The sequence below is a fragment of the Paenibacillus sp. FSL H8-0317 genome (genome assembly GCF_045040685.1).
Taxonomy (GTDB): Bacteria; Bacillota; Bacilli; order Paenibacillales; family Paenibacillaceae; genus Paenibacillus.
This window is the reverse complement of sequence record NZ_CP150294.1, coordinates 6,915,080-6,936,294: the sequence shown is the minus strand read 5'-3', so window position 1 is coordinate 6,936,294 and position 21,215 is coordinate 6,915,080. Positions and strand designations below refer to the sequence as shown.

The following is a 21,215-nucleotide window of genomic DNA, read 5'->3' as shown; positions in this document are numbered from 1 at the left end:
AGACCCTTGTCATATTACTTTTCTTTGCCAACCCCAAAAACTGATTGCCCCAAAAAGAATGCTGGATCCAATTAAATATAGCCAAAAACTGATTGAACCTCCTGACTGAAGAGAAAGCAAAATTGGACGAAAAGGGTCAAATAAAAAAACTAATTCTGTTGCTATATAATGATAAAGTACAATAGATAATCCGAAAATCACGAGAAAGGCTATGATTGGCCTTGAGATAAACACACAAATAGCACTGCAGAATAGCAACTTAACAAGACAGGTAAGTAGAAAAATACCATAGAATTTGATCGTATACCATTCTGCTGGTAACCTTCCTACTTCATCCTTAAAACCGTAAAGTGCCGCTGTATCGCTGCTAGAAAAAAAGGTTTTTGATCCAATCATAGAAATAATGTAAACAATTCCGATCCCAACAACAGTCGTTGCAGCCAACGCCAACAGTTTTCCCAGCCAAAGTTCGAACCTTCGGTATGGACGAAGTGCATACAATCTGTATGCGCCAGAATTCAATTCGCCACTTAACTGATCAATATAAAAAATAGGCAGCAGTGCCGCCATCATTAATAATGACATTCCATCCATCATAAACCAGGGAGCGTTAAGATTATTTAGCAAAATACTGCCTTCTCCAAAACGAAATACTCCTTTTTGTGACGAACTTAACCCCCAAATGTTGAAAATAATCACAATTAAAAAAGCAGAGAACAGTACAATTTTAGACTTTTTTTTCCAATCTCGTTCCAATTCACTAATCCATATGCCTAACATGTTTACCCCCTAATATAAGTAGTCACTTTTCACAAAGCGATAGTAGGCTCCCCATAGGAAAACAATAAGATGTACAACGACAACGGATAATATAGCCACAATTACATTCGTATTTCCGTCTATAACTTCGTTCAAACCAGTATGTTGCAGAAAAGGTATCAAGGAATAGGTAATGCTGAGTTCTAATAGAGGAATGTCACTGAATACTGCCGCAAGTTTAATAACTGCGCCGTCCAGTAACAATGATGCTAAAATGTAAAGCATACAGCCCCCGATTGCATATGTGACATTTTTGCTGTACATCGAAATACAAATAAACAAACTGGATATCCCTAAGAGTGAAACAAATGCAAACCCGTAATATACAAAAGTGTAGCTAAGAGCTTCAAGAGAATAATTCAGCAAACCATTTTCATTGAATTGAAAAAAATAACCAGTAACTATCAAACAAACTGCAAACAAGATGAGCATCAGAAAAATACAAACACAAATCAACAATAGTTTGCTAAAAAAGATTTGCTTGCGGGTAAATTGACGAAGAAAAACATATCTCAACTGACCGCCTCTATATTCCTCGGTGAATATAGAAGCTGCAAATACAGCCATAATGATATTAACGGGAAAATACAAGTTATTTCGTAAGCCTGTAAGAATAAATAGCTGAGATAGCGTGTCATGATCAACTTGAAGCGTTTCAAAAAAACTGGCTGTCATATAAGCAAGACCAGGGATAGCCAAAACCAATAGCCATGTCCAACGTTTGGACCAAAGTCGTTCCCACTCACTATTGAATAACGTAATCATGCTCTCATTAACTCCACGAAAGCATCTTCTAACCTTTCGCCATCACGGATTAACTCGGCCGTAGGACCCTTCCAAATAACCTTTCCACTTTTTATGATTATTAATTCATCACACATCTGCTGGAGCTCATCCAGTAAATGGCTTGAGATAAAAAAAGCGTAGTTAAATTCGTTTCTCAAACTAAGGATGATATCTCTTAATGCTCTCATCCCCATGGGATCAAGACCGTTGGATGGCTCATCTAAAAGCAGAAGTTTCGGGTTTCCTAGCAGTGCCTGAGCAATACCCAAACGTTGCTTCATTCCAAGCGAGTACCCCTTAACTCGATCATTCCCTCTATCTCCCAACCCAACCCTTTCAAGCAACTCTTGAATATGATTTTCCCTATCAGATTTAGGCAGGTCAGGATGCAGTCGTGCCAAATTGCGTAATACTTGCCTACCTGTCATATATTCAAAAAAAATGGGCGATTCTATAATTGCTCCCACCTGTGCCAATGCATTTTTTCGGTTTTTGTTTATTTCGTATGAATCTATCTTGACATGGCCATTACTTGGATGCATCAATCCTGTCATCATGCGCATCATCGTAGTTTTGCCTGCACCATTCGGACCAATGAAACCATAAATTTTTCCCTCTTCCAAGTTGAACGAAGTTTCTTGAATGATCTCACGTTTGCCTATCACTTTAGTTAGGTTGTTCACTTCCATAACAATATCAGGCATTATAACCCTCCTTCTAGAGCATTTCTTCGAATAGATTAAATGGTAATACATGAGATATTATGTTAAATGCGTACAAGATACGAAATTCACGAGAGACAATTGTGGCTAGATATAAGAATTATCGTCGTTTGGCGATTCGTTAAGATAAATTAGCGTGTACGTTCAATTCTTATTTGGTCTTGGTATCCATTATGGTTTAGCTTCCTTGAGTTTGAAGACACTCTCTAGTAGAAATGTTATTCAAAATAACAAGAAGAGACTTATTAAGTCTCTTCTTGTAGTGAAAACAAAAAAATATGATTGTGAAAAAATTAACAAAGTGCTCCAATATTAGAGAAACATTTTACTCCTGCAGTAGGCGCGCAAGTATTGGCAGTTCTTGTTTGCTCTCCGCAACCACCAGTGCAGTTCCAAATACTTAAAGCTTGTGGCTGAACTGTACCTTCTGATTTTTTAATTTGTACATCAAGATCAAAGATTCCTTTTTCCATTTTCGTTACACTCCTCTAATTTTTTTGGAAAATCAAATTATGTAAGAATCTAGGTGCTGTATGAAAAAATATAAAAAGATCTTCACCTTTCTATATATTCCATAAAAAAGTATTAGCATAAAACAATGTAACATGAGGAAATAATAAAGTAAAGAATATAATTCCAAATATTGAATTTATATCAAATTAAAGATGATTATCATAAAACTAAATAGGGGATTCATGCACTTATTATACATTTAATACAATATTGAAATTATAATAAATATATATTCTTATAATCAAATATTTTACATAATTTAATTCTGGAAATCTAGTCAATAGTGAGTTTTTTAGCAGGAACGATTGATAGTGTTGGCGAATCCGCGACTCCTTGTTAACATAGATGCAGAAAGCGTTTGATGACATTGCAGCAAAGGATGAATCCCATGAATAAAAAGGTGCTCGTGGTAGATGACGAATCAAGTATCGTCAGTGCCATTGCTTACGCGCTGCGGCGCGAAGGATATGAAGTAGATACTGCGAGTGACGGCGAAGAGGCCTTGGTCAAGGTCGCATCGTTTCACCCACAGGTCATGATTCTGGACGTGATGATGCCAAGGCTTGATGGATACGGGGTATGCCGGAGGCTGGAGGACCGCGAGGATATCGGCATTATTTTGCTGACTGTCAAAAATGATATCGTGGACAAAATCGTTGGCCTGGAAATGGGCGCCGATGATTACATGACCAAACCATTCGAGATCCGTGAACTGCTCGCAAGGGTGAAAGCGCTCATGCGCCGTGTCGAGAAAAGCAGTCCACCACCTGACGATTCGAAGAATCAGGCCATTGTGAATGGTACACTGCGTATTCATGTTGCTCACCGCACGGTGACCGTTAATGAGGAGAAGCTGGATCTGACACCAAAAGAGTTCGACCTGCTGACCATTCTCATGTCCAATCCCGAGCGTGTGTACACACGAGACGATCTGCTAGATCGAGTGTGGGGCATGGAGTATGCGGGTGGTACACGAACCGTAGACATTCACATCCAGCGTTTGCGTAAAAAAATTGGAGATACGGATCAGCAAAAATTACAGACCGTATACGGGATTGGCTACAAAGCATCTGCACCTGATACAGGCGGGGCCATATGAGAGTCAGCATCAAGCTGAAGTTCAGTGTTTTTCTGGCAGCTTTGCTTATCCTGACCGTGGTGGTGCTTAGTTCACTGGTCCTGCGCGGTATTGAACGCAATCAGCAGTCACAGATTGAAGATATTCTATCACAGCAGACACGGCTGGTGAATCTGAATGTGCGACAGTCCTACTACACCGAGTCCGTCCATCTCGATCAGGACGTTTTTTTACAGCAAAACGGTCGCAGGCTGGCACAGGAACTGGCCAACTCTACCGGATTGCCAATAGCACTTTATAACATGACAGGTCAGCAGATGGGAGCATCCTTCGCCTCCGGCGAGAATGAACTCATTCAGGAAACGTTAGACTATGCGCTGCAAAATAAAATTGCCTATCATGAACAAGGGGACACCCTGCTCTACGCTGCACCATTGGACGGTCCGGATGGGCAGATGGGTGCCGTGTGGATACAGTATCCGGTCCAGAGTTACCAAGATTTTTATGCCCGTATCCTTCAACTATTTATGTGGGCAGGGATTGCGGTTGTGGCGCTGAGCTTCATTCTGGGGTATCTATTCTACAATCGGTTTGCTGTCGCGATTACCCGGCTGAAAAAGTCTGCAGATTCCATTCGCGAAGGGAACTACATTACGGAGTCTCCTTTAAAGCGCAAGGATGAGTTGGGCGAGCTGGGGCAGGGCATCTATTATATGAGTACATCCATTCAGCAAAATATCACAGCCATGCATGCGGAGCAGCAGAAGCTGCAACTGGCGATTGAGAAACTTCAGGCGCTGGAACAGCAGCAGAAACAATACATCGGTAACATCAGCCATGAGTTCAAGACACCGCTGACATCGATCAAAGCTTATGTGGAGCTGCTCGACATGTATAAGGATGATCCGCAACTGCTTGATGATGCCACGAGTAACATTGGCAAAGAAACGGAGCGGTTGTACGAGATGGTCGAGAAAGTCTTACATTTATCTGCCCTGGAGAAGTATGACTTCGAGAACCAGGCCGAAGATGTAGAGGTCAGCGCTCTGCTGGAGGATGCCTGTGGCCGGATGCGTGGGAAAGCGGAGAAGTTTGCGCTGAACATGGAACTGGATCTTGAACCGGCGGTGATCCGTAGCGACCGGGAGAGTCTTATGCATATTTTCATCAACATGCTGGATAATGCCATCAAATATAACGTTCCGGATGGTGTGATCCGGGTGAAGAGTGAACTGCGGATGCAGGAGCGTCAAGCGGTCATTCGCATCTATAACTCGGGTACGCCGATTCCGACAGAGGCGCAGGAGAAGATTTTTGAACCCTTTTACACCGTGAACAAAGACAGAGCCAGAAAAACCGGCGGAACCGGACTGGGACTATCTCTCGTGAAGCAGTTTGTTGAAAAACAGGGCGGTACAATCACCCTGCTGCCGGGTGATCCAGAAGATGGGGAAGGTGTGACATTCCAGCTCATGTTCCCTTTGGTTGATTCAAGTTTACAAGTTCGAAACAAGTCTGAATAACTTTGGAAGTATGCGATGTGTATGCTTGGTCTATAGCAAGAGAAACCAGGGGGGACCATCATGAATTGGAAACAAGCAGCTTTGGGGACGTTCGGGGCCATTGCCCTGCTAACGACAGCAGCATGCGGGGGAACGACAGAGCCGGGGGGCAATGCACAAGGTGGGAAAACGAGCACCGATATTATAGTGAAAGATAATACCAACACGTCTGTGTACCAGAGCTTCAAGCTGGAGAAAATTGATAAGCTGCCGAATATGCGCGGGATTACATGGCTTAGTGATGATTGGATTGTATCCGACAAGGAGAACAAGTCCTTGAAACCCGTCACGGTTGAAGGTCAGGAAAGATACCCGCATAACTTATATATGTATGATCTGACAAAAGGCACAGACACGCCACTCAAGGAAAGTGAAGCCACTATGGGTGCACCGCTAGTGTCACCGGATGGTCAGTACCTGTTCTACCGGGAGCCGGAGGAAAATACGGGCAAAGGCTACTTCCTGAACCTGCATAATGGGGAGACAACCTCTGCTGGCAAGGAGGATGGATTTATCCAAGAGGGCGCATGGCTGGATAATGAACATGTCGTTTTCCCCAATATGAAGGGTGATCTGATCTCGGCAAGTGTGGACGGTACAACAAAGGTACTGGTGGAGACGGGTAATTTCAATGTGCGGAGTATCGAGGTGTCAGGCAATATGCTCTATTATATTACGGGCGAAGATGGCCAGTTGAATGCATACGATGCGAAGACGGGTGACGTGAAACAGGTGCTGAAAAGTGTGGAGTGGGTCATCCCTTCTAATGATGGAACAAGGCTTGCGATTGTGAAAAGAACAGCGGATACCAAACGGGCGCTGGTGCTCACCGATCTGGAAGGCAATGAGAAGGCTACGCTCGCCAGAGGCACGCAAATCTTTGGCACAAGCTGGTCGGGTGATGATTCCAAGATTGCATACACCATCAATTCCGAGAATGATAATGAGAAAGGGCTGTTTGTCTCCAACACGGAGTCGGCAGAACAGTACCAGATCTCGGCGGATATGGACAACGCTTCTGACCCGCTCGCCTGGAGTCCGAAAGGCAATAAAATCCTGTTATCGCAGGCGGTATTGGAGAATGAATCGTATCACTTTGTAACCTCGGTCATTACGATCTCAGAATAGGATGATTGTTGCAGACAGATATGTTCCATATCTTTCATCCCTTTCTATACATTTATATTGACTAAGCTATTCCGCTTCCGATAAACTAGAATGCAGGAATAAAAGTCGAATGTAAGGCAGCAGTTCGAGACGATGTTTCGGGCGGCTGTTTATTTTCTTTTTAACAGTAAGGGTGCAACGTAGTCGTCTTGCCGGATGATCCGGCTAATAACAACATGGAATAGGAACAGGTGATATACATGTGTAACAGCGCGTACCGCGTGCTTTTATATTATAAGTTCGTGAAGATTGAAGACCCTGAGACATTTACACAAGAGCATCTGCAATACTGTAAGGACCTTGGTGTGAAAGGCCGTATTCTGATCGCATCCGAAGGCATTAACGGTACGGTATCCGGAACGCCAGAACAGACGGAACAGTACATGAAAGATATGCTGGCTAATCCGCTCTTCAGCGACATGGTGTTCAAGATTGATGATGTGGAAGAGCATGCGTTCAAAAAAATCTTTGTTCGTCACAAAGCAGAGCTGGTTACGTTCCGCGTGGACGATGACCTTGATCCAAATGTGATTAGCGGCAAACGCCTCTCACCGAAAGAGTTCCATGAACATCTGCAACGTGATGATGTCATCGTTATCGATGGTCGCAATGATTATGAATACGAAATTGGTCACTTCCGCGGGGCCATTCGTCCAGATGTGGAGTCATTCCGTGAGTTTCCGGAGTGGATCCGCGAGAACCTGGGTGACATGAAGGACAAAACGATTATTACCTATTGCACTGGCGGCATTCGCTGCGAGAAGCTGACTGGGTTCATGATCAATGAAGGATTCCAGGACGTGGCTCAATTGGACGGCGGTATTGTCACGTACGGTAAAGATCCGGAAGTACAAGGCCATCTGTTCGATGGCAAGTGTTACGTATTTGACGAGCGCATCTCTGTACCGATTAACCGGACAGAAGAAGATATCGTCATTGCCAGCTGTTATCACTGTGGAACGACACATGACCGATATATTAATTGTCCAACCTGCAACCTGCAGCATGTAAGCTGTGAGGATTGCGAAGAGACGCATAACCGCTTTTGCTCGGATGCCTGCCGGGAGGCAGCACCGGTACACGCATAAGCAGGAGAGCAGGTGCTGATCGTGAAGCGCGAAGAGGAACGAACGACGCGTGAACGGATTTTGTTCATGCTGAAGCAGCAAGGCACATTGACCGCGAGGGAAATGACAGCTGATCTGGGTCTGACCGGCATGGCCATTCGCCGTCATCTGACGGCACTGGAGCAGGACGGCTGGATCGAGGTTCGGGAGGCCCGGGCTACGGCCGGACGTCCGTCCTCGGTGTACCAATTGACGGTACGCGGGGACAGCTTTTTTCCAAAATCATATTCGTCCCTTACGCTGGAACTTCTTGAAGAATTGTCTGACTCAGCCGGGAGCGGTGTGGTAGATGCGTTGTTCGAGAGTCGCCGGGACAAGCTGCTTCGCAGCGGATTGCCACAGATGGAGGGCCAGGATCTGGCCGGACGGGTGGAGGAACTGGCGCGAATCCAGAATGCCAACGGATATATGGCGGATGCGTCCAGAGAAGACGATGGAACCTACGTCATTACGGAAATGAACTGCCCGATTGTGCAAGTCGCAAGTGTCTACAAGCAGGCTTGCCGCTGTGAGTTGGAACTGTTTCGCTCACTACTTCAAGCTGAGGTAGAGCGTACCGAATGTTACGCAGATGGCGGCAAAAGGTGCAAGTATGAGATTCGCGAAGCGTCGGGGAATTAACTGGTTTATACAAAGAGATTGTTTCGATTCGTCGAAATAGTCTCTTTTTCTGGTAATGAATTACGTATAAACGCTATTTACGTATGGCGATGCGTGTTATAATGGAGCTAACATCCAGTGCATGTTCGCATCCTTATATCTGCTGATACTTCAGCAGATATATCCTGTCCATTTTGCGCGTAGGAGTGAATAATAATGACAGAGTTGCTTGATCCCAAGAACGATTATGTGTTCAAACGAATCTTTGGAAGTGAAGAGAATAAGGATGTTCTTTTGGCTTTTCTGAATCATACCTTCAAAAATGCAGGTGAATCTTTACTGACCGAGATTGTGTTAATCAACCCTTATCTGGACAAGGATACACCGAGAGATAAACAGTCCATACTGGACATACGGGCCAAAACAGATCAAGGTGAGCTAATTAATGTTGAAATGCAGTTGTTTAATCAGTATGATTTAGAGAAGAGGACTTTGTTCTATTGGGGTAAACAATATTCCGGACAATTACTTGAAGGACAGAGATATAGTCAACTCAAAAAATGCGTAGCGATCAACATTGTTAATTTCAAAATGCTCGCTAATGATCAGTACCACAACGTATTTCATTTAAGAGAAGACCAAACTGATATTCCGTTGACGGATGTTATAGAGATTCATTTTATGGAAATACCAAAGCTCAATGATGAAAATATTCAAATAAAGGATGGATTGGTACGTTGGCTGTTATTTCTGAAAGGAATGACTAAATCAAGCTGGGAGGCGTTAATGATGCACGAACCCGAACCGGCTTTGAAAAAAGCCATGAGTGTATTGGAGTTTCTGAGCCAGGATGAGCAAGCACGTCAACGATATATCGACCGTCAGAAATTTCTATGGGACGAAGCTTCCATGATTGAGGGCGCACGAGAAGAGGGTCTCAAGAAAGGCATGGAGGAAGGAATTCAAAAAGGAATCGAAGAAGGGATCAAAGAAGGAATCAAAGAAGGGATCAAAGAAGGTGAAGCTGAGAGCAAGCGAAAAATCGCAATGAATATGCTCACTTTAGGTCTTGATCAGGCTACAATTATTAAGGCTACCGGACTAACTTCATCTGAATTAGAGGAACTGCAAAAAGAAAAGGAATAAGCACTCTGGAGCTATCCTTTGATTGATATAAGGCGACCATACCCAAAGTACATTGGGAGGGATGCCTCTTTTTTTTTTTTGAAAATTTTAAATATGAAAAATCTCATGATGAAGCACAATACTTGTCTGGAGCGGAGAAAGCTGCCGTGATTGCCCAGTTATCAATTACCCATGAAGCAGCAACTATGTCACGGTAATCCCAACCCGGGTAACATACTCCTTCGAGAGCATGATACCTTTATTCCAGCATTCGCATCTTTATGGAGGAGTATGAGAAGTTGTCCGGTATTGGCTATGCAGATATCGAACCTTGGATTGCGCCTGTTGTAGCACGAAAATTGATCGCGGATGCCATATCAGAAGCGGAGAAAACAATACTTGTGGACGAGATTAGATGAAGACTTCATACTCCACTTTCATGAGTAGGACCTTATTTTGTTTTACCCATGGCGACCATCTACAGAACAATGTGGGTGGTTTTTATGTTTTATGTAATGTTTTCTATCACAACCATACGATGAAACTAAATTGGAAGCGGTTCAACCATTGACGGATATCGGGACGCCCCTTAATATTAGGGGAACAATAAAACACCAACACGGGTCATGGACTTCAGTCGCATGAGAAAAGTCTATATTTGTCTGCTTTTGTCGATCAAAGCAACAATGCGTTGAAGCGTTTGTTTTGTCCCGCCCTATCGTGTCAATGGAATCTCGATAAGGGTAACCACATTTTATAAGATGGAGAGGGGTTCTCACACATGAAAAAGAAATTTTGGATGTCACTGATGATGGTTGCTTCAATGATCGTTGCAGCAGGTTGCGGAAATAACAGCGGTACAGGCTCGGAATCCGAAGGATCAGGGACTACAACAGGTGGAGGAAGCGAGGAAAAATCATACCAGATTGCCATCTCGCAGATTGTTGAACATCCATCTCTGGATGCTACACGTGAAGGATTCATCGCAGCCCTGAAGGAAGCAGGCATTGAAGAGAACAAGAACCTCAAAATCGATTACAATAACGCGCAAGGTGATTCGACGAACAACCTGTCCATTGCACAGAAAATCTCAGGTGATTCCAAAAACGATCTCGTACTCGGCATCGCAACACCATCTGCGCTGGCTCTGGCTCAACAAGTGAAGGACAAGCCATTGCTGTTCGCAGCGGTAACAGACCCACTGGGTGCCAAACTGGTGACTGATATGGACAAGCCGGGCGGCAATGTTACAGGTGCATCGGATACGAATCCGGAGGCTATTGTACAATTAGCTGACTTTATCGCTAAAAATCTGCCGGATGTGAAAACGGTGGGCTTGGTCATTAACGAAGGTGAACCAAATGCGGTGGTTATGGCAGATAACGCTGAAAAAGCGCTCGCAACACATAATATCAAGCTGGTGAAAGCACCAGTTACGAATACATCTGAGGTAAAACAGGCAACGGATTCTCTTGTTGGCAAAGTAGACGCCTTCTACATTACACTTGATAATTCTGTCGTGAGTGCGGTTGATACGATCATCCAAACGGCAAACAGTAATAAAATTCCGTTCTTCTCCAGTGATCGGGATACCGTTGAAAAAGGAGCTTTCGCAACCGTTGGCTTCAAATATTATGACCATGGATATCAGGTTGGTGAGATGGCCGCAGACATTCTGAAAAATGGTACAAAACCTGGTGATATGAAAGTCACCGTTCCGGACAAACTGGATCTGATCCTGAACCTGAAAGCGGCTGAAGCCCAAGGTATCACGGTTACGGATGAGATGAAAGCGGAAGTTAAAGACCAGGAAAACAACATTATTCAATAGAATCAATTCATAATACCTTTAGTTACTTCAATCAAGGGTAGATATAGATCAAAACGATTCAATTTGTCTATATCTAGTTACAGAAACAATAATTTAATGAATTATGAGATTGATTCAATAATCTGACCGGAGTGTAATCCGACAGTATGGATGCGAGGCGGACGTGCAACGGGTTCGCCTCATTCTTTTCGATAGACAGGGAGGAAGTAGTGTGAGTATAAGCTGGAATTCAATTGAAGGGGCGATCGAGCTGGGGCTTTTATATGCACTGATGGCACTTGGTGTATATATTACGTTCCGTATACTCGATTTTCCTGACCTTACCGTAGACGGAAGTTTTACAACAGGAGGCGCAATCGCGGCGGTTATGATCTCCAATGACTTCTCTCCTTGGCTCGCCTGTTTGGCGGCAATGGCTGGCGGCATGGTGGCTGGGGCTTGTACAGGTCTGCTTCATACCAAAGGCAAAATCAACGGATTATTATCCGGGATTTTGATGATGATCGCGCTCTACTCCATTAATATGCGTATCCTTGGTGCACCGAATAAATCCATTATGGGTATGGATAATCCATTCTCAGGTGAGCATGTCATGGTGCTAATTATCATCGTTGTACTGGTGTTTAAAATCATGCTCGATCTGTTCATGAAAACAGATGTTGGACTGGCCCTTCGTGCGACAGGTGATAACAAACGCATGATTCGCAGTTTTGGTGCAAACACGGATGTGACTACGATTGTAGGGGTCAGCTTATCCAATGGATTGGTTGCCCTGTCTGGTGCATTCATTGCACAGCAATCAGGCTTTGCGGACATTACAATGGGCATTGGCATGATCGTTATCGGACTGGCTTCCGTGATTATCGGTGAAGCTATTCTTGGAGCAAGAACGGTATTCTGGGCTACACTTGCAGCGATCGTTGGTTCAATTATTTATCGGATTGTGGTCGCGCTTGCCCTTCAAGTGGAATGGTTTGATACATCTGATCTGAAACTGATCACCGCTGTGATCGTCATTATCGCCCTTGTATTCCCAACGATGCAGCGCTCCGTGAAGCAGCGAAGTCTGGCTCGCAGACGAACGGAAGAGTTGATGCGATCCGGGGGCCAACAGGCGAAGGGAGGTATGTGATCATGCTGGAGATTACGCAAGTAACCAAGTTGTTCAACCCAGGTACAACGGATGAGAAGACCGCGCTGGTTGGTGTGAATCTGACGATGAATCCGGGAGACTTTGTGACGGTGATTGGCAGTAACGGAGCCGGAAAATCCACACTGATGAACATTATCTCGGGTGTGATGAAGCCGGATATGGGTGATGTACTGATCAATGACCGTTCAATTAAAAACTTGCCTGAGCACAAGCGCAGCAGCTGGATTGGCCGGGTGTTTCAGGACCCGATGGCAGGAACAGCACCACATATGTCCATTGAAGAAAATATGGCGATGGCATATAAACGTGGCAAAGGACGCGGACTAGGCTTCGGAGTTACCCGTGCCAGACGGGAGATTTTCAACACGCAATTGGAGAAGCTGGGAATTGGACTGGAAAAGCGTCCGAATGCAAAAGTGGGTCTCTTGTCTGGCGGGGAGCGGCAGGCACTCAGCCTGTTAATGGCTACGTTTACCCAGCCGCAGATTCTGCTATTGGATGAACATACGGCGGCTCTTGACCCTTCACGTGCCGAACTGATCACGGAACTGACAGAGACACTTGTGCGTGAGATGAGATTGACTACGCTAATGGTAACGCACAATATGGAACAGGCGATTCGTCTGGGTAACCGTTTGATCATGATGGACAAAGGCCGAATTATTCTGGATGTCAGCGAAGAGCGCAAGCGTACGTTGACTGTACCTGAGTTGCTTGGTGAATTCGAACGTATTAGCGGCAAAAAAATGGCAGATGATCGTGTCGTGCTGGGTTAAGACAAGGGAATACTTTATGGAAGAACGGATATAGGTACCGTGATCTGCAATCTAAGCCATCTATAAGATAGACCATAAAAACCTTTTGCGTTCTCGCAAAGGGTTTTTATGGTATGTTGAACACGTTGAAGAAAATGGAATGAATCTATACTATTTCGGATTAGCGAATTATACATAGTAGGAGGAACCAAGCATGTCTTTGCAATTGGATGAAGGAACATATACGGTCACGCGGCGTACAGAGTCCATTCGCCTGCTCGCCAAGGAATTTGCACTACTGCATTTTCTGTATGAAAACAAGGAAAAAGCCTTCACTCGCAGCCAATTACTGGATCGGGTATGGTCGCTTGAATATCCGGTTGAACGCACCGTGGACGATCATATCTATCGCCTGCGCAAGAAACTGAAGCACTGGAACGAGATCAGTCTGGATACGGTACGAGGATACGGTTATCGGCTTGCTGTGCAAGAGAACAAGTCCGTTCTACCTCCTAGCCCTTCTGTTCAGGACCCAGAAATGCAGGATGCCATTCATAATTTACTTCGTAAATATCACGTGTTTGGGCAGGGAAACGCCATACAGACCCTGGTTCAACAGCAGGAAGCACTCGGCATTCAGATTGCCCCTTATTATCAGTTGTATATCCGTTTTATACAGGGAGATCTGGAATGGTTGATTACAACAAAGGAAATTCCTTTTGAGGAGCGACTATATTGGCTACTGATTTTCGTGCACCCCCTGATCGAGCCAGCGGATAGTATTCAGTTGTATGAACAAGCGCTGAATTCATCGGCATTATCTGTCGATCAGCTTCGCGAACTCCGCATTCTGAACATCATCGAAGTCTATGTAGAGGTGGGCCAATATCAACGTGCCAAAGAGCAACTGGAAGAAACATATCATGTAATAGAGACAGACGAACTCAAGAATTTCAGACTGCCTGTAGCACTTGCAGCGTTATATGTGGAACTGTGGGGTGGCAGCGGTGAAGCTGTTGAGGCCCAGATGGCAGACCTGCGGTCAGGATTGAAGGATGCACCCTATCTGCGAGAGATCGGACGTTTTCAGGTGATGGAGGGGTTATGGTTGCTTCGGCAAGGACGAGTTCGTGAAGCGGAACTTAGAATGGATGATGGCCTAGACGTATTGAAGATGTCGCTGAACGCACCGCTATATCTGAATGCTGCATATCAGATTCTCCTATTCCTGGGTCATCATCGAATTGAAGGCAGACTTCGCAGCAAATATCGTCAAGTGTATGCAGAGATCGGTAAAAGTTACGGCGTCCCCGCATATGGACCACAAATTGTAGATAAAGTACGTCAATTTTTGTCTCCTGTATCCCCATCCTCTGATCTTCCTCTGATATAACTCTCTTATGATTACAGCCAAGAAACATACAGACCACAATTGGCTGTAATCAAGGGAGGAAGTACATGTATGACCGTCATTTCAAATGAGTCCACATCCAATGAGTCCACCGAATTAACCGCCTTATCTACGGAATCTTCCAAAAGCTTATGGACCAACCTCCGGTTTGTCCGCATGTTTATTGCATACTCGCTAGCTACGTTTGGAGATTGGTTTGATGCACTCGCCATCCAGGTGATGGTGGCCTACCGCTGGGGCGCCGATCCACTGATCATTGCACTTATTCCTGTATGTATGGCTGTCCCAGGCATACTGCTGGGCTCCTTTGCAGGCGCCCTGGCTGATCGACTGCACAAAGTAAAGATCATGATCTTGTGTGATGTGATCACCGTGGGATTAACCGTTGCTATTTTATTCGCACCAAGCCCGATATGGTTGCTTCCACTGCTTGCCCTGCGGGCCATGATGGGAGTTTTTCACGTTCCAGCTCAGCAGGCGTTAACCCGCCAAGTGGTGGCAGAGGAGCATCTGTTTCAGGCATCGTCTCTTAACGGCTTTGTGAGCCAGTGTTCGAAAGTGGCGGGACCACTTCTGGGTGCAGTCATTTTGGCCTTCTTTTCACCACAAATCTGTATTGTCATTAATGCCTGTACCCGCCTGTTGTCAGGCGCAGTATTATGGCCCTTGCGGCGTTTGGTGGAGAAGTCCGAGTCCGTAGAATCAGACGGAAGTGCTGCTAGTGAAAAGGATGGAACTGAATCCTTGTTCTCCCAGTGGAAGCAAGGTTGGCTTTTTATTCAGAGCAGTCGCACCGTGCTGAGCACGATTCTGTTCGGCTGTTTTGGACTCATGGCCATTCTCATGATTGATTATCAGTTTACGACCCTGTTTCGGGAGATCAAGCCAGGTAATGAATCACTGCTCGGCTGGTTGGGATCGTCGGCAGGAGCAGGGGCAGTTGTCATCATTTTGTTGTTAAATCGCTTGCCGAGAATTGGGTATGGGTGGGGGCTGGGTGGAGGATATCTGTTCGTGGGTGCCGGAATTGCTGCGCTGGGGTGGATCAGCCCACAAACACCTGAAATTTGGGTCATTATCTGGGGCCTCTGCATTGGGCTGGGTAATGGACTCTTTATGGTAACTCTGAATTATTTGCTGCAAAAGGAGACCCCTCCTGCCTATGTAGGGCGCGTCTTTGGCATTCAAAATTCACTGTCCAGTGTTGTACTGGTTGTAGCTCCACTTGCAGGTGGAGCGCTCATTCGAGTTGCAGGGCCGAGCCCCACCTTTCAATATATCGGTCTCGCTACGCTGGTGATTGGTCTTGCAGGTATACTACTGCAACGCATCTTGTGGGAGGGGAATCAGCCTCTCGTGTCTGAAGCAAAAGAGACTATTCCGCAGTAATCGGTCTGACAGCTTTGACCCGATTCCTAACATCATTGTATCCACAGTCAGACAACTAGCCATATTGAAACTTGGGACTCTCTTAATAGCTAGCTGTTCCTACCATAAAAGAGTGAGGAGATAATCATGGTTTTACCAAAGCCGAGAGAAGCGAACTTACATGTAAATAAGATACGACAAGCGTATCTTCAATATTTTAGGAATTGATGATGCATTACTTGATCCTGATATAGTTCCTTATCCAGAACATGAATAAGAGGAAAGAATCCGTGAATTATGGGTTACTAAACCTTGGAGCAGTGACGCTCAACTATTTTCTTATAAAATGATTGTGAATTCTAAGGAAGAAAAAGTGAGAGATCAATTCCCAAAACTATTCTTAGATGAAGAGTACGTGTTGTTCTGATTGAGCTTGAATATTCAAAGAAACGGTAATCCTCATCGGTATTTTTTTAGTGATTATATCTTGGATCTGGTGTGGAAACCTATAAATATGGATGTTATTTTCTCATATGGATAATAAATTATTATTTTTTATAAAATTCCATAAATTTACACTGAGATATGGTGTTCATATTATAATTAGATACATTTAATACATTAATTGTATTTGGTTGTACGTAAATAAACCTAAGAGAGGGGAAAGTGAAAAATGAAGTTGAAGTTGAAGTTTCCTGTAATTCTGTCTTTAGTAGTAGCACTGGTAGGAGGTACCAGCTCAGCTGCTTTTGCTGAAACTGAAAATACAGTTTCGGCCGAGTCTAATGTATCAAGAGCATTTATCGTTGAAGATGGGGTGAAAAAAGAGCTTAATACTGAGCAGTATGATCTTTTAATAAAGGAAAATGAGGAAAAACAACAACTTTTAGAGGCACAGAAAAGTATTATGACTAATAGAATTAATATTGGGGATTTAAAGAGTCGTTCTAATGATGATGATTTGATTACACCATTTGCTTTGATTGATCGAAGTAGATACGTTCAGGCTGGCTTCGTACCTACAGTGTATCGGCAAAATTTAGCTCGCAGAATTTCCGTTCCGGTTTATAATTCTGGGACACAAACTGCCACTAGAACTATCTCCTTTGCGGCTTCACAATCCTTTACGAGTAACGTTAGTTTATCCGCTTCTCATACAAAAAAAGCATTTACTGCAGGGGTATCAGTAGGGGCATCGTGGAGCAACTCATACTCTAACACTGATTCAATTGCTCAACCAATACCTCCAAAAATTACTCATGGATGCAATATACTCCCAACATGAGTAATTCTTTTGGTACAATGTATGAAGAACTATGGAACTTCGATGGTAAAACCAATGTGAAAATAACTGATGAGACATATTTTCTAGACGTTTATATCGCTAAAAAAGGAAATGCAGGATTGCCTGATGGGCTCTATGTAATAATGGAAACTGATACAGTTCCGAATTAAAACAAATCTATTGATACCAAGGAGGAATGATTATATGAATAAACGGGCAGCTGGTATTACCCTCCTTGTCATCTCTGCCATATTGTTTATTTCGAGAAATAGTACACATTTTATTGTTGCGGCAATTATGGGCCGCAAAGATAATGTTTTAGGTGAGGGTATGTTTGAGTACGCTTTGTCAGTTACTAGATCCTTTTCTTTTGTCCCAGAAATAATTGCACTATGTCTAGGAATTATTTATCTAGTATGGGCTGAAATGGACAAAAAGAAAGAAGTGCATTGAATAATAAATCATCGTTTTACTCATTCTTAGAGAGCATCCATACGGGTGCTCTTTTTGATCTTAAATGAATCGATTTTATGTCCGTGAGAATATAACACACTGCAAGCATGAATTTTTACGTGTCGCCGCCACATTAGGTGGCCATTACATTCTCGTAACTACTTAGAAGGTATAAGTGTAGATAACTTATTAAAACCGGAGTGGGAGCAATTCATTATGCTCTGTGCTGAACAATCGGTAGAGGTAACGGATTATGATAGAGTGCTTTTTTGATGGTTCGATCTTCGAAGTACAAATCCATATGCTTTTAGGGAAATAAGAAAGATAGACACTAAAGAGATTAAAACATGGCGAGAACTGGCATATGCCGGTTCTTTTTAATGTGTGTCGGCCGTTTGCTATCCTAGAATGTTATATATTGAACGAATCATACTTCCCACCAAGCAAAATAAGCAGTGGAGGCCATCAGTCCTCCAACCGAAAGTGATCCGCTGACAGAGAGATTAATGGCTTGACCCGGAGGAACCACGTAACGGCCATATTCATTGGACAGAAACGGCCCTGCTTGAAGGGGCATAGCCATCAATGGGGTCGCTCCTGAAGGTGTAGCAGCAGAGAACCGTACCGTGGCTACGCTGGTATTGCTGCTGGAAAGATTGCTGTTTACTGATGTTAGTGTGGTGGGCGATGTCAGTGTTCCATTCGCGCTCAGACTCATGGAACCACTGAAGGAAGATAATAGATTGAGTGATACCGTGATTCCGCCGGAGAGCCGTGATACGTATAGGGTTTTCCCACTCCCTGCGGGATTGGCCAATTGTACGGTGGCGATCACCGTTCCTCCCAGCAACCCCAGTGTTGTGGAATTGGTGGAACCTGCATTGTACAGATTGCCTGTATTGCCGGCATCGTTCTCCGGTGGGGCAACAATGCCGGGAGAGGTATATGTGTTGGTATTCGACGTATAGACGGGCTGGCTTAACGGGTTAAATACATTATTGTTTGGCACTGGTTACACCACCTTCTACATATAATCACACTCAGAATTCCCACCAGAACAGGTTAATGGCTGCAGTCTGATTCCCCGTACCTACGCTTATGGATAATGTTTGTCCTGGTGGAACAATAATTGAGCCGTTCAGATTGAGTAAATACATACCTGCTGTCAGCGGGATACTGGTTAGGCTCGTGAAGGCACCACCCAATGTACCTGTATTTTGCCTTGTGGAAACTACACTGGTGTTCGTGTTTCCAAGTAGTGTATTGACGGGTACAGGTGTACTCCCACCAGTCACCGTTCCACCAGAGTAGATGACCAGGGTAGCTGCTGCTGTAGTTCCCCCGGTGAGGCCGGAGATTCGCAAAGTTCTTCCGCTACCTGCTGCATTCACGACTTGTAGTAGAAGGTTCTGGTTGGAAGGAATCGAGGAATTGTTGGTCGTTAGGGCAAAAAAGCTGCCTGCAGCAGCTGCACCGCTGTCTGGTGAAGCTTCAATTCCAGGTGCCGAGAAGGTATTGATCAGTTGAGTAAACAGAGGACCATTGGATTGGTTGAATACATTATAGTTGGTTATCTCATCCACCTCCCATAAACCAGTTCATTTTGAGAAATAATCCGTTTGAATCGCATTTCATTGTACTTGCAGTGTATGTGTAATGAAGAAGAAGGGATTGGGGACTGAACCGTATATCTGGAAATAACGGCGGTTGCCGTGCCCGTATTTCCAATCCGGGCATACGATGCGTAAGCACATTTTTTAAGGGGAAATCGAGATGAGTCGAACAGCGAAGCGAAGCAAGAAGAGAACGAAGCAACCAACTAAATATGTAAGTCGCCGCCGCTCCCGTCTTTCCTGCCGCGCTAAATTGCTGAAACCTCCTTGTTCCCGGATCACTCGTCCCCGGTTCAAGCAGGGTGCTTCCTCACGTACGAAACTCCCTGGTGCTATTCACTGTTTTACAGAGCATACGTATGTCGGAGCCGAGACCAGTAGCAGCATACACTCACTCCCGGCACAAGACACCTCATCCCTCAGCATGTATACCTATGGCATTGTGAATCGCGGCAAACATCCGGCTCTTGTACAGATCCAGATCAGTCCCAATGCCGTGGACTATGCTGTGGACAGCCAGGAGGTGGTCGCGGGAGGACAGACCAAAGCGCTTGTACCCTTGCGTTTTTTGCATTATACCCGGCTTGCCATTCGATCCGTTGAACCGGATCAGTCGACCCGGCTCGATGTTTACTTTCAGGCACAGCGTATGCCGTAAGGGAGTATGATCTCACAGATTTGACCAGGGAGGAGGACGAGACACATGCCTAACTTTACAACGTTTAATACGAATCCGGATAATCTGAGGACGTTGATCTTCGGCCAGGATAGTACAGGCACAGCCCAGCCCGTCAGAACCGATACGAGCGGAAACGTGGTTGGGATCATTTTGGACGGAACAATCAGTAACATCTCCGGTCTGACCACTGTTACGGTTAATGCCGGAACCATTACCAACATTCTGAACGGCACAATTACGAGTGTGCTCGGAGCGACCATCACGGCAGGTACGATCAACAGTGTGCTTGGAGCTACAGTGACCGCAGGTACGTTGACGAACTTGTTGAATGGTACGATTACCAGTGTATTGGGAGCAACGATCACAGCCGGAACCATTACAAGTGTACTCGGGGCAACCGTAACAGCAGGAACACTCACGAACTTGCTTGATGGTACACTTACCAGCGTGCTCGGAGCCACAGTGACCGCAGGGACACTGACGAACTTGTTGAATGGTACGATCACCAGCGTGCTGGGAGCAACGATCACGGCCGGAACCATCACCAGCGTGCTCGGAGCCACGGTGACTGCAGGGACACTGACGAACTTGCTGAATGGTACGATTACGAGTGTGCTTGGAGCAACAATCACTGCAGGTACGCTGACCAATCTGCTGAACGGAACGATTACAAGCGTACTTGGAGCAACGATTACAGCAGGAACACTGACGAACTTGTTAAACGGAACGATCACCAGCGTGCTCGGCGCTACGATTACGGCAGGGACACTCAGCAGTGTGACGTCCATTTCACAGAAGAGTTTTCAGGAGTCGCAGCTCATTAGCACCCCGACGGCTAACACCTTTACACCGCTTCCAGCAGTGACCACTAGTGTATTTGGTACGTATTCTTTCTTTGTATACAATAGGGGACCGGGTGTAAACCGGGTAGATGCTCGCGTTGAGATCAGTGCGAACGGTTCGAACTGGTACACGGATGTGACGACGGTGACGGGCATTTTGTCCGGGTCAGTGGATGTATTGGTTCCGCAGCGTTTTCTCAAATATACACGTCTATCCTACCGCTCCAGCCTAGTTGGTGCACCAAGTACGATTGATGTGTTCTTCAATGGACAAGGCACATAACCCATTCGTTTGTCATATAGGTACATGGAGTTCCTTTGGTGGA

Annotated in this window: 21 protein-coding genes; 15 read left to right on the top strand and 6 right to left on the bottom strand. The window is 44.9% G+C overall.

Annotated features, from left to right (window positions below; translation table 11 throughout):
• Positions 1-9: 9 nt before the first annotated feature.
• The 4 genes from MHB43_RS30870 to MHB43_RS30855 form a co-directional block, all read right to left on the bottom strand.
• Positions 10-780 (bottom strand): ABC transporter permease, encoded by a 771-nt coding sequence (locus MHB43_RS30870; protein ID WP_124116697.1) that lies wholly within the window; start codon positions 778-780, stop codon positions 10-12.
• A 9-nt stretch (positions 781-789) separates the two neighbouring features.
• Positions 790-1,584, bottom strand: a complete 795-nt coding sequence (locus MHB43_RS30865; protein WP_339180395.1) for an ABC transporter permease — start codon at positions 1,582-1,584, stop codon at positions 790-792.
• The gene (locus MHB43_RS30860; RefSeq protein WP_339180393.1) at positions 1,581-2,309 is read right to left on the bottom strand and encodes an ATP-binding cassette domain-containing protein; all 729 of its coding nucleotides are present in this window, start codon (positions 2,307-2,309) and stop codon (positions 1,581-1,583) included. The genes MHB43_RS30865 and MHB43_RS30860 overlap by 4 nt, the downstream gene beginning before the upstream one ends.
• Before the next feature lie 311 nt (positions 2,310-2,620).
• The gene (locus MHB43_RS30855) at positions 2,621-2,800 is read right to left on the bottom strand and encodes an FDLD family class I lanthipeptide (RefSeq protein WP_064641713.1); all 180 of its coding nucleotides are present in this window, start codon (positions 2,798-2,800) and stop codon (positions 2,621-2,623) included.
• Between the two features lie 428 nt (positions 2,801-3,228).
• On the opposite strand from MHB43_RS30855, the gene MHB43_RS30850 reads away from it, so the two are divergent.
• The 13 genes from MHB43_RS30850 to MHB43_RS30790 all read left to right on the top strand — a co-directional run bounded on the left by MHB43_RS30850 (position 3,229) and on the right by MHB43_RS30790 (position 17,755).
• Positions 3,229-3,939, top strand: a complete 711-nt coding sequence (locus tag MHB43_RS30850; protein WP_339180390.1) for a response regulator transcription factor — start codon at positions 3,229-3,231, stop codon at positions 3,937-3,939.
• Entirely contained in the window at positions 3,936-5,441 is a 1,506-nt protein-coding gene (locus MHB43_RS30845) for a HAMP domain-containing sensor histidine kinase (protein WP_339180388.1), read from the top strand. Before MHB43_RS30850 ends, MHB43_RS30845 begins: the two co-directional genes overlap by 4 nt.
• A gap of 60 nt (positions 5,442-5,501) precedes the next feature.
• Positions 5,502-6,608: a hypothetical protein gene (locus tag MHB43_RS30840; RefSeq protein ID WP_339180385.1), complete on the top strand. Its 1,107-nt coding sequence runs from the start codon at positions 5,502-5,504 to the stop codon at positions 6,606-6,608.
• A 239-nt stretch (positions 6,609-6,847) separates the two neighbouring features.
• Positions 6,848-7,735, top strand: coding sequence for a rhodanese-related sulfurtransferase (locus MHB43_RS30835; RefSeq protein ID WP_237177890.1), 888 nt, complete (start codon positions 6,848-6,850; stop codon positions 7,733-7,735).
• Positions 7,736-7,756: 21 nt separating this feature from the next.
• Positions 7,757-8,395 carry a metalloregulator ArsR/SmtB family transcription factor gene (locus MHB43_RS30830; protein ID WP_036606722.1) on the top strand — a complete coding sequence of 213 codons (639 nt, stop codon included), beginning with the start codon at positions 7,757-7,759 and terminating at the stop codon, positions 8,393-8,395.
• Positions 8,396-8,590: 195 nt separating this feature from the next.
• Positions 8,591-9,520 (top strand): Rpn family recombination-promoting nuclease/putative transposase, encoded by a 930-nt coding sequence (locus MHB43_RS30825; protein WP_221819783.1) that lies wholly within the window; start codon positions 8,591-8,593, stop codon positions 9,518-9,520.
• 760 nt (positions 9,521-10,280) lie between these two features.
• The gene (locus MHB43_RS30820; RefSeq protein ID WP_047840843.1) at positions 10,281-11,330 is read left to right on the top strand and encodes an ABC transporter substrate-binding protein; all 1,050 of its coding nucleotides are present in this window, start codon (positions 10,281-10,283) and stop codon (positions 11,328-11,330) included.
• A 271-nt stretch (positions 11,331-11,601) separates the two neighbouring features.
• Positions 11,602-12,462 carry an ABC transporter permease gene (locus tag MHB43_RS30815; protein ID WP_405132486.1) on the top strand — a complete coding sequence of 287 codons (861 nt, stop codon included), beginning with the start codon at positions 11,602-11,604 and terminating at the stop codon, positions 12,460-12,462.
• Between the two features lie 2 nt (positions 12,463-12,464).
• Positions 12,465-13,259, top strand: coding sequence for an ABC transporter ATP-binding protein (locus MHB43_RS30810; RefSeq protein ID WP_036606660.1), 795 nt, complete (start codon positions 12,465-12,467; stop codon positions 13,257-13,259).
• A 193-nt stretch (positions 13,260-13,452) separates the two neighbouring features.
• Entirely contained in the window at positions 13,453-14,631 is a 1,179-nt protein-coding gene (locus tag MHB43_RS30805; RefSeq protein ID WP_405131012.1) for a winged helix-turn-helix domain-containing protein, read from the top strand.
• A 69-nt stretch (positions 14,632-14,700) separates the two neighbouring features.
• Positions 14,701-16,038, top strand: a complete 1,338-nt coding sequence (locus MHB43_RS30800; RefSeq protein WP_405131011.1) for an MFS transporter — start codon at positions 14,701-14,703, stop codon at positions 16,036-16,038.
• Between the two features lie 652 nt (positions 16,039-16,690).
• Positions 16,691-17,302 carry a hypothetical protein gene (locus tag MHB43_RS30795; protein ID WP_405131010.1) on the top strand — a complete coding sequence of 204 codons (612 nt, stop codon included), beginning with the start codon at positions 16,691-16,693 and terminating at the stop codon, positions 17,300-17,302.
• 204 nt (positions 17,303-17,506) lie between these two features.
• Complete coding sequence (locus MHB43_RS30790) at positions 17,507-17,755, top strand: hypothetical protein (RefSeq protein WP_221819765.1); 249 nt, start codon at positions 17,507-17,509, stop codon at positions 17,753-17,755.
• Between the two features lie 427 nt (positions 17,756-18,182).
• Here the strand turns inward: MHB43_RS30790 and MHB43_RS30785 are convergent, their stop codons facing one another.
• Positions 18,183-18,764 (bottom strand): hypothetical protein, encoded by a 582-nt coding sequence (locus tag MHB43_RS30785; RefSeq protein ID WP_221819763.1) that lies wholly within the window; start codon positions 18,762-18,764, stop codon positions 18,183-18,185.
• Between the two features lie 31 nt (positions 18,765-18,795).
• Positions 18,796-19,338, bottom strand: coding sequence for a hypothetical protein (locus tag MHB43_RS30780; protein WP_405131009.1), 543 nt, complete (start codon positions 19,336-19,338; stop codon positions 18,796-18,798).
• Between the two features lie 190 nt (positions 19,339-19,528).
• Here MHB43_RS30780 and MHB43_RS30775 point away from each other — a divergent pair, with 190 nt between their 5' ends.
• Both MHB43_RS30775 and MHB43_RS30770 read left to right on the top strand, forming a co-directional pair.
• Positions 19,529-20,026, top strand: coding sequence for a DUF6385 domain-containing protein (locus MHB43_RS30775; protein WP_405131008.1), 498 nt, complete (start codon positions 19,529-19,531; stop codon positions 20,024-20,026).
• A 45-nt stretch (positions 20,027-20,071) separates the two neighbouring features.
• Positions 20,072-21,172 (top strand): DUF6385 domain-containing protein, encoded by a 1,101-nt coding sequence (locus MHB43_RS30770; protein ID WP_405131007.1) that lies wholly within the window; start codon positions 20,072-20,074, stop codon positions 21,170-21,172.
• The last annotated feature ends 43 nt before the right edge of the window (positions 21,173-21,215 follow it).

Excerpts from the sequence above, each read along its gene's own strand:
- MHB43_RS30795 (WP_405131010.1), top strand. The coding sequence starts at position 16,691 with ATGAAGTTGAAGTTGAAGTTTCCTGTAATTCTGTCTTTAGTAGTAGCA.
- MHB43_RS30800 (WP_405131011.1), top strand. The coding sequence starts at position 14,701 with ATGACCGTCATTTCAAATGAGTCCACATCCAATGAGTCCACCGAATTA.
- MHB43_RS30805 (WP_405131012.1), top strand. The coding sequence starts at position 13,453 with ATGTCTTTGCAATTGGATGAAGGAACATATACGGTCACGCGGCGTACA.
- MHB43_RS30870 (WP_124116697.1), bottom strand. The coding sequence starts at position 780 with ATGTTAGGCATATGGATTAGTGAATTGGAACGAGATTGGAAAAAAAAG.
- MHB43_RS30865 (WP_339180395.1), bottom strand. The coding sequence starts at position 1,584 with ATGATTACGTTATTCAATAGTGAGTGGGAACGACTTTGGTCCAAACGT.
- MHB43_RS30815 (WP_405132486.1), top strand. The coding sequence starts at position 11,602 with ATGGCACTTGGTGTATATATTACGTTCCGTATACTCGATTTTCCTGAC.
- MHB43_RS30790 (WP_221819765.1), top strand. The coding sequence starts at position 17,507 with ATGAATAAACGGGCAGCTGGTATTACCCTCCTTGTCATCTCTGCCATA.
- MHB43_RS30855 (WP_064641713.1), bottom strand. The coding sequence starts at position 2,800 with ATGGAAAAAGGAATCTTTGATCTTGATGTACAAATTAAAAAATCAGAA.
- MHB43_RS30825 (WP_221819783.1), top strand. The coding sequence starts at position 8,591 with ATGACAGAGTTGCTTGATCCCAAGAACGATTATGTGTTCAAACGAATC.
- MHB43_RS30810 (WP_036606660.1), top strand. The coding sequence starts at position 12,465 with ATGCTGGAGATTACGCAAGTAACCAAGTTGTTCAACCCAGGTACAACG.
- MHB43_RS30860 (WP_339180393.1), bottom strand. The coding sequence starts at position 2,309 with ATGCCTGATATTGTTATGGAAGTGAACAACCTAACTAAAGTGATAGGC.
- MHB43_RS30770 (WP_405131007.1), top strand. The coding sequence starts at position 20,072 with ATGCCTAACTTTACAACGTTTAATACGAATCCGGATAATCTGAGGACG.
- MHB43_RS30845 (WP_339180388.1), top strand. The coding sequence starts at position 3,936 with ATGAGAGTCAGCATCAAGCTGAAGTTCAGTGTTTTTCTGGCAGCTTTG.
- MHB43_RS30850 (WP_339180390.1), top strand. The coding sequence starts at position 3,229 with ATGAATAAAAAGGTGCTCGTGGTAGATGACGAATCAAGTATCGTCAGT.
- MHB43_RS30840 (WP_339180385.1), top strand. The coding sequence starts at position 5,502 with ATGAATTGGAAACAAGCAGCTTTGGGGACGTTCGGGGCCATTGCCCTG.
- MHB43_RS30775 (WP_405131008.1), top strand. The coding sequence starts at position 19,529 with ATGAGTCGAACAGCGAAGCGAAGCAAGAAGAGAACGAAGCAACCAACT.
- MHB43_RS30820 (WP_047840843.1), top strand. The coding sequence starts at position 10,281 with ATGAAAAAGAAATTTTGGATGTCACTGATGATGGTTGCTTCAATGATC.
- MHB43_RS30835 (WP_237177890.1), top strand. The coding sequence starts at position 6,848 with ATGTGTAACAGCGCGTACCGCGTGCTTTTATATTATAAGTTCGTGAAG.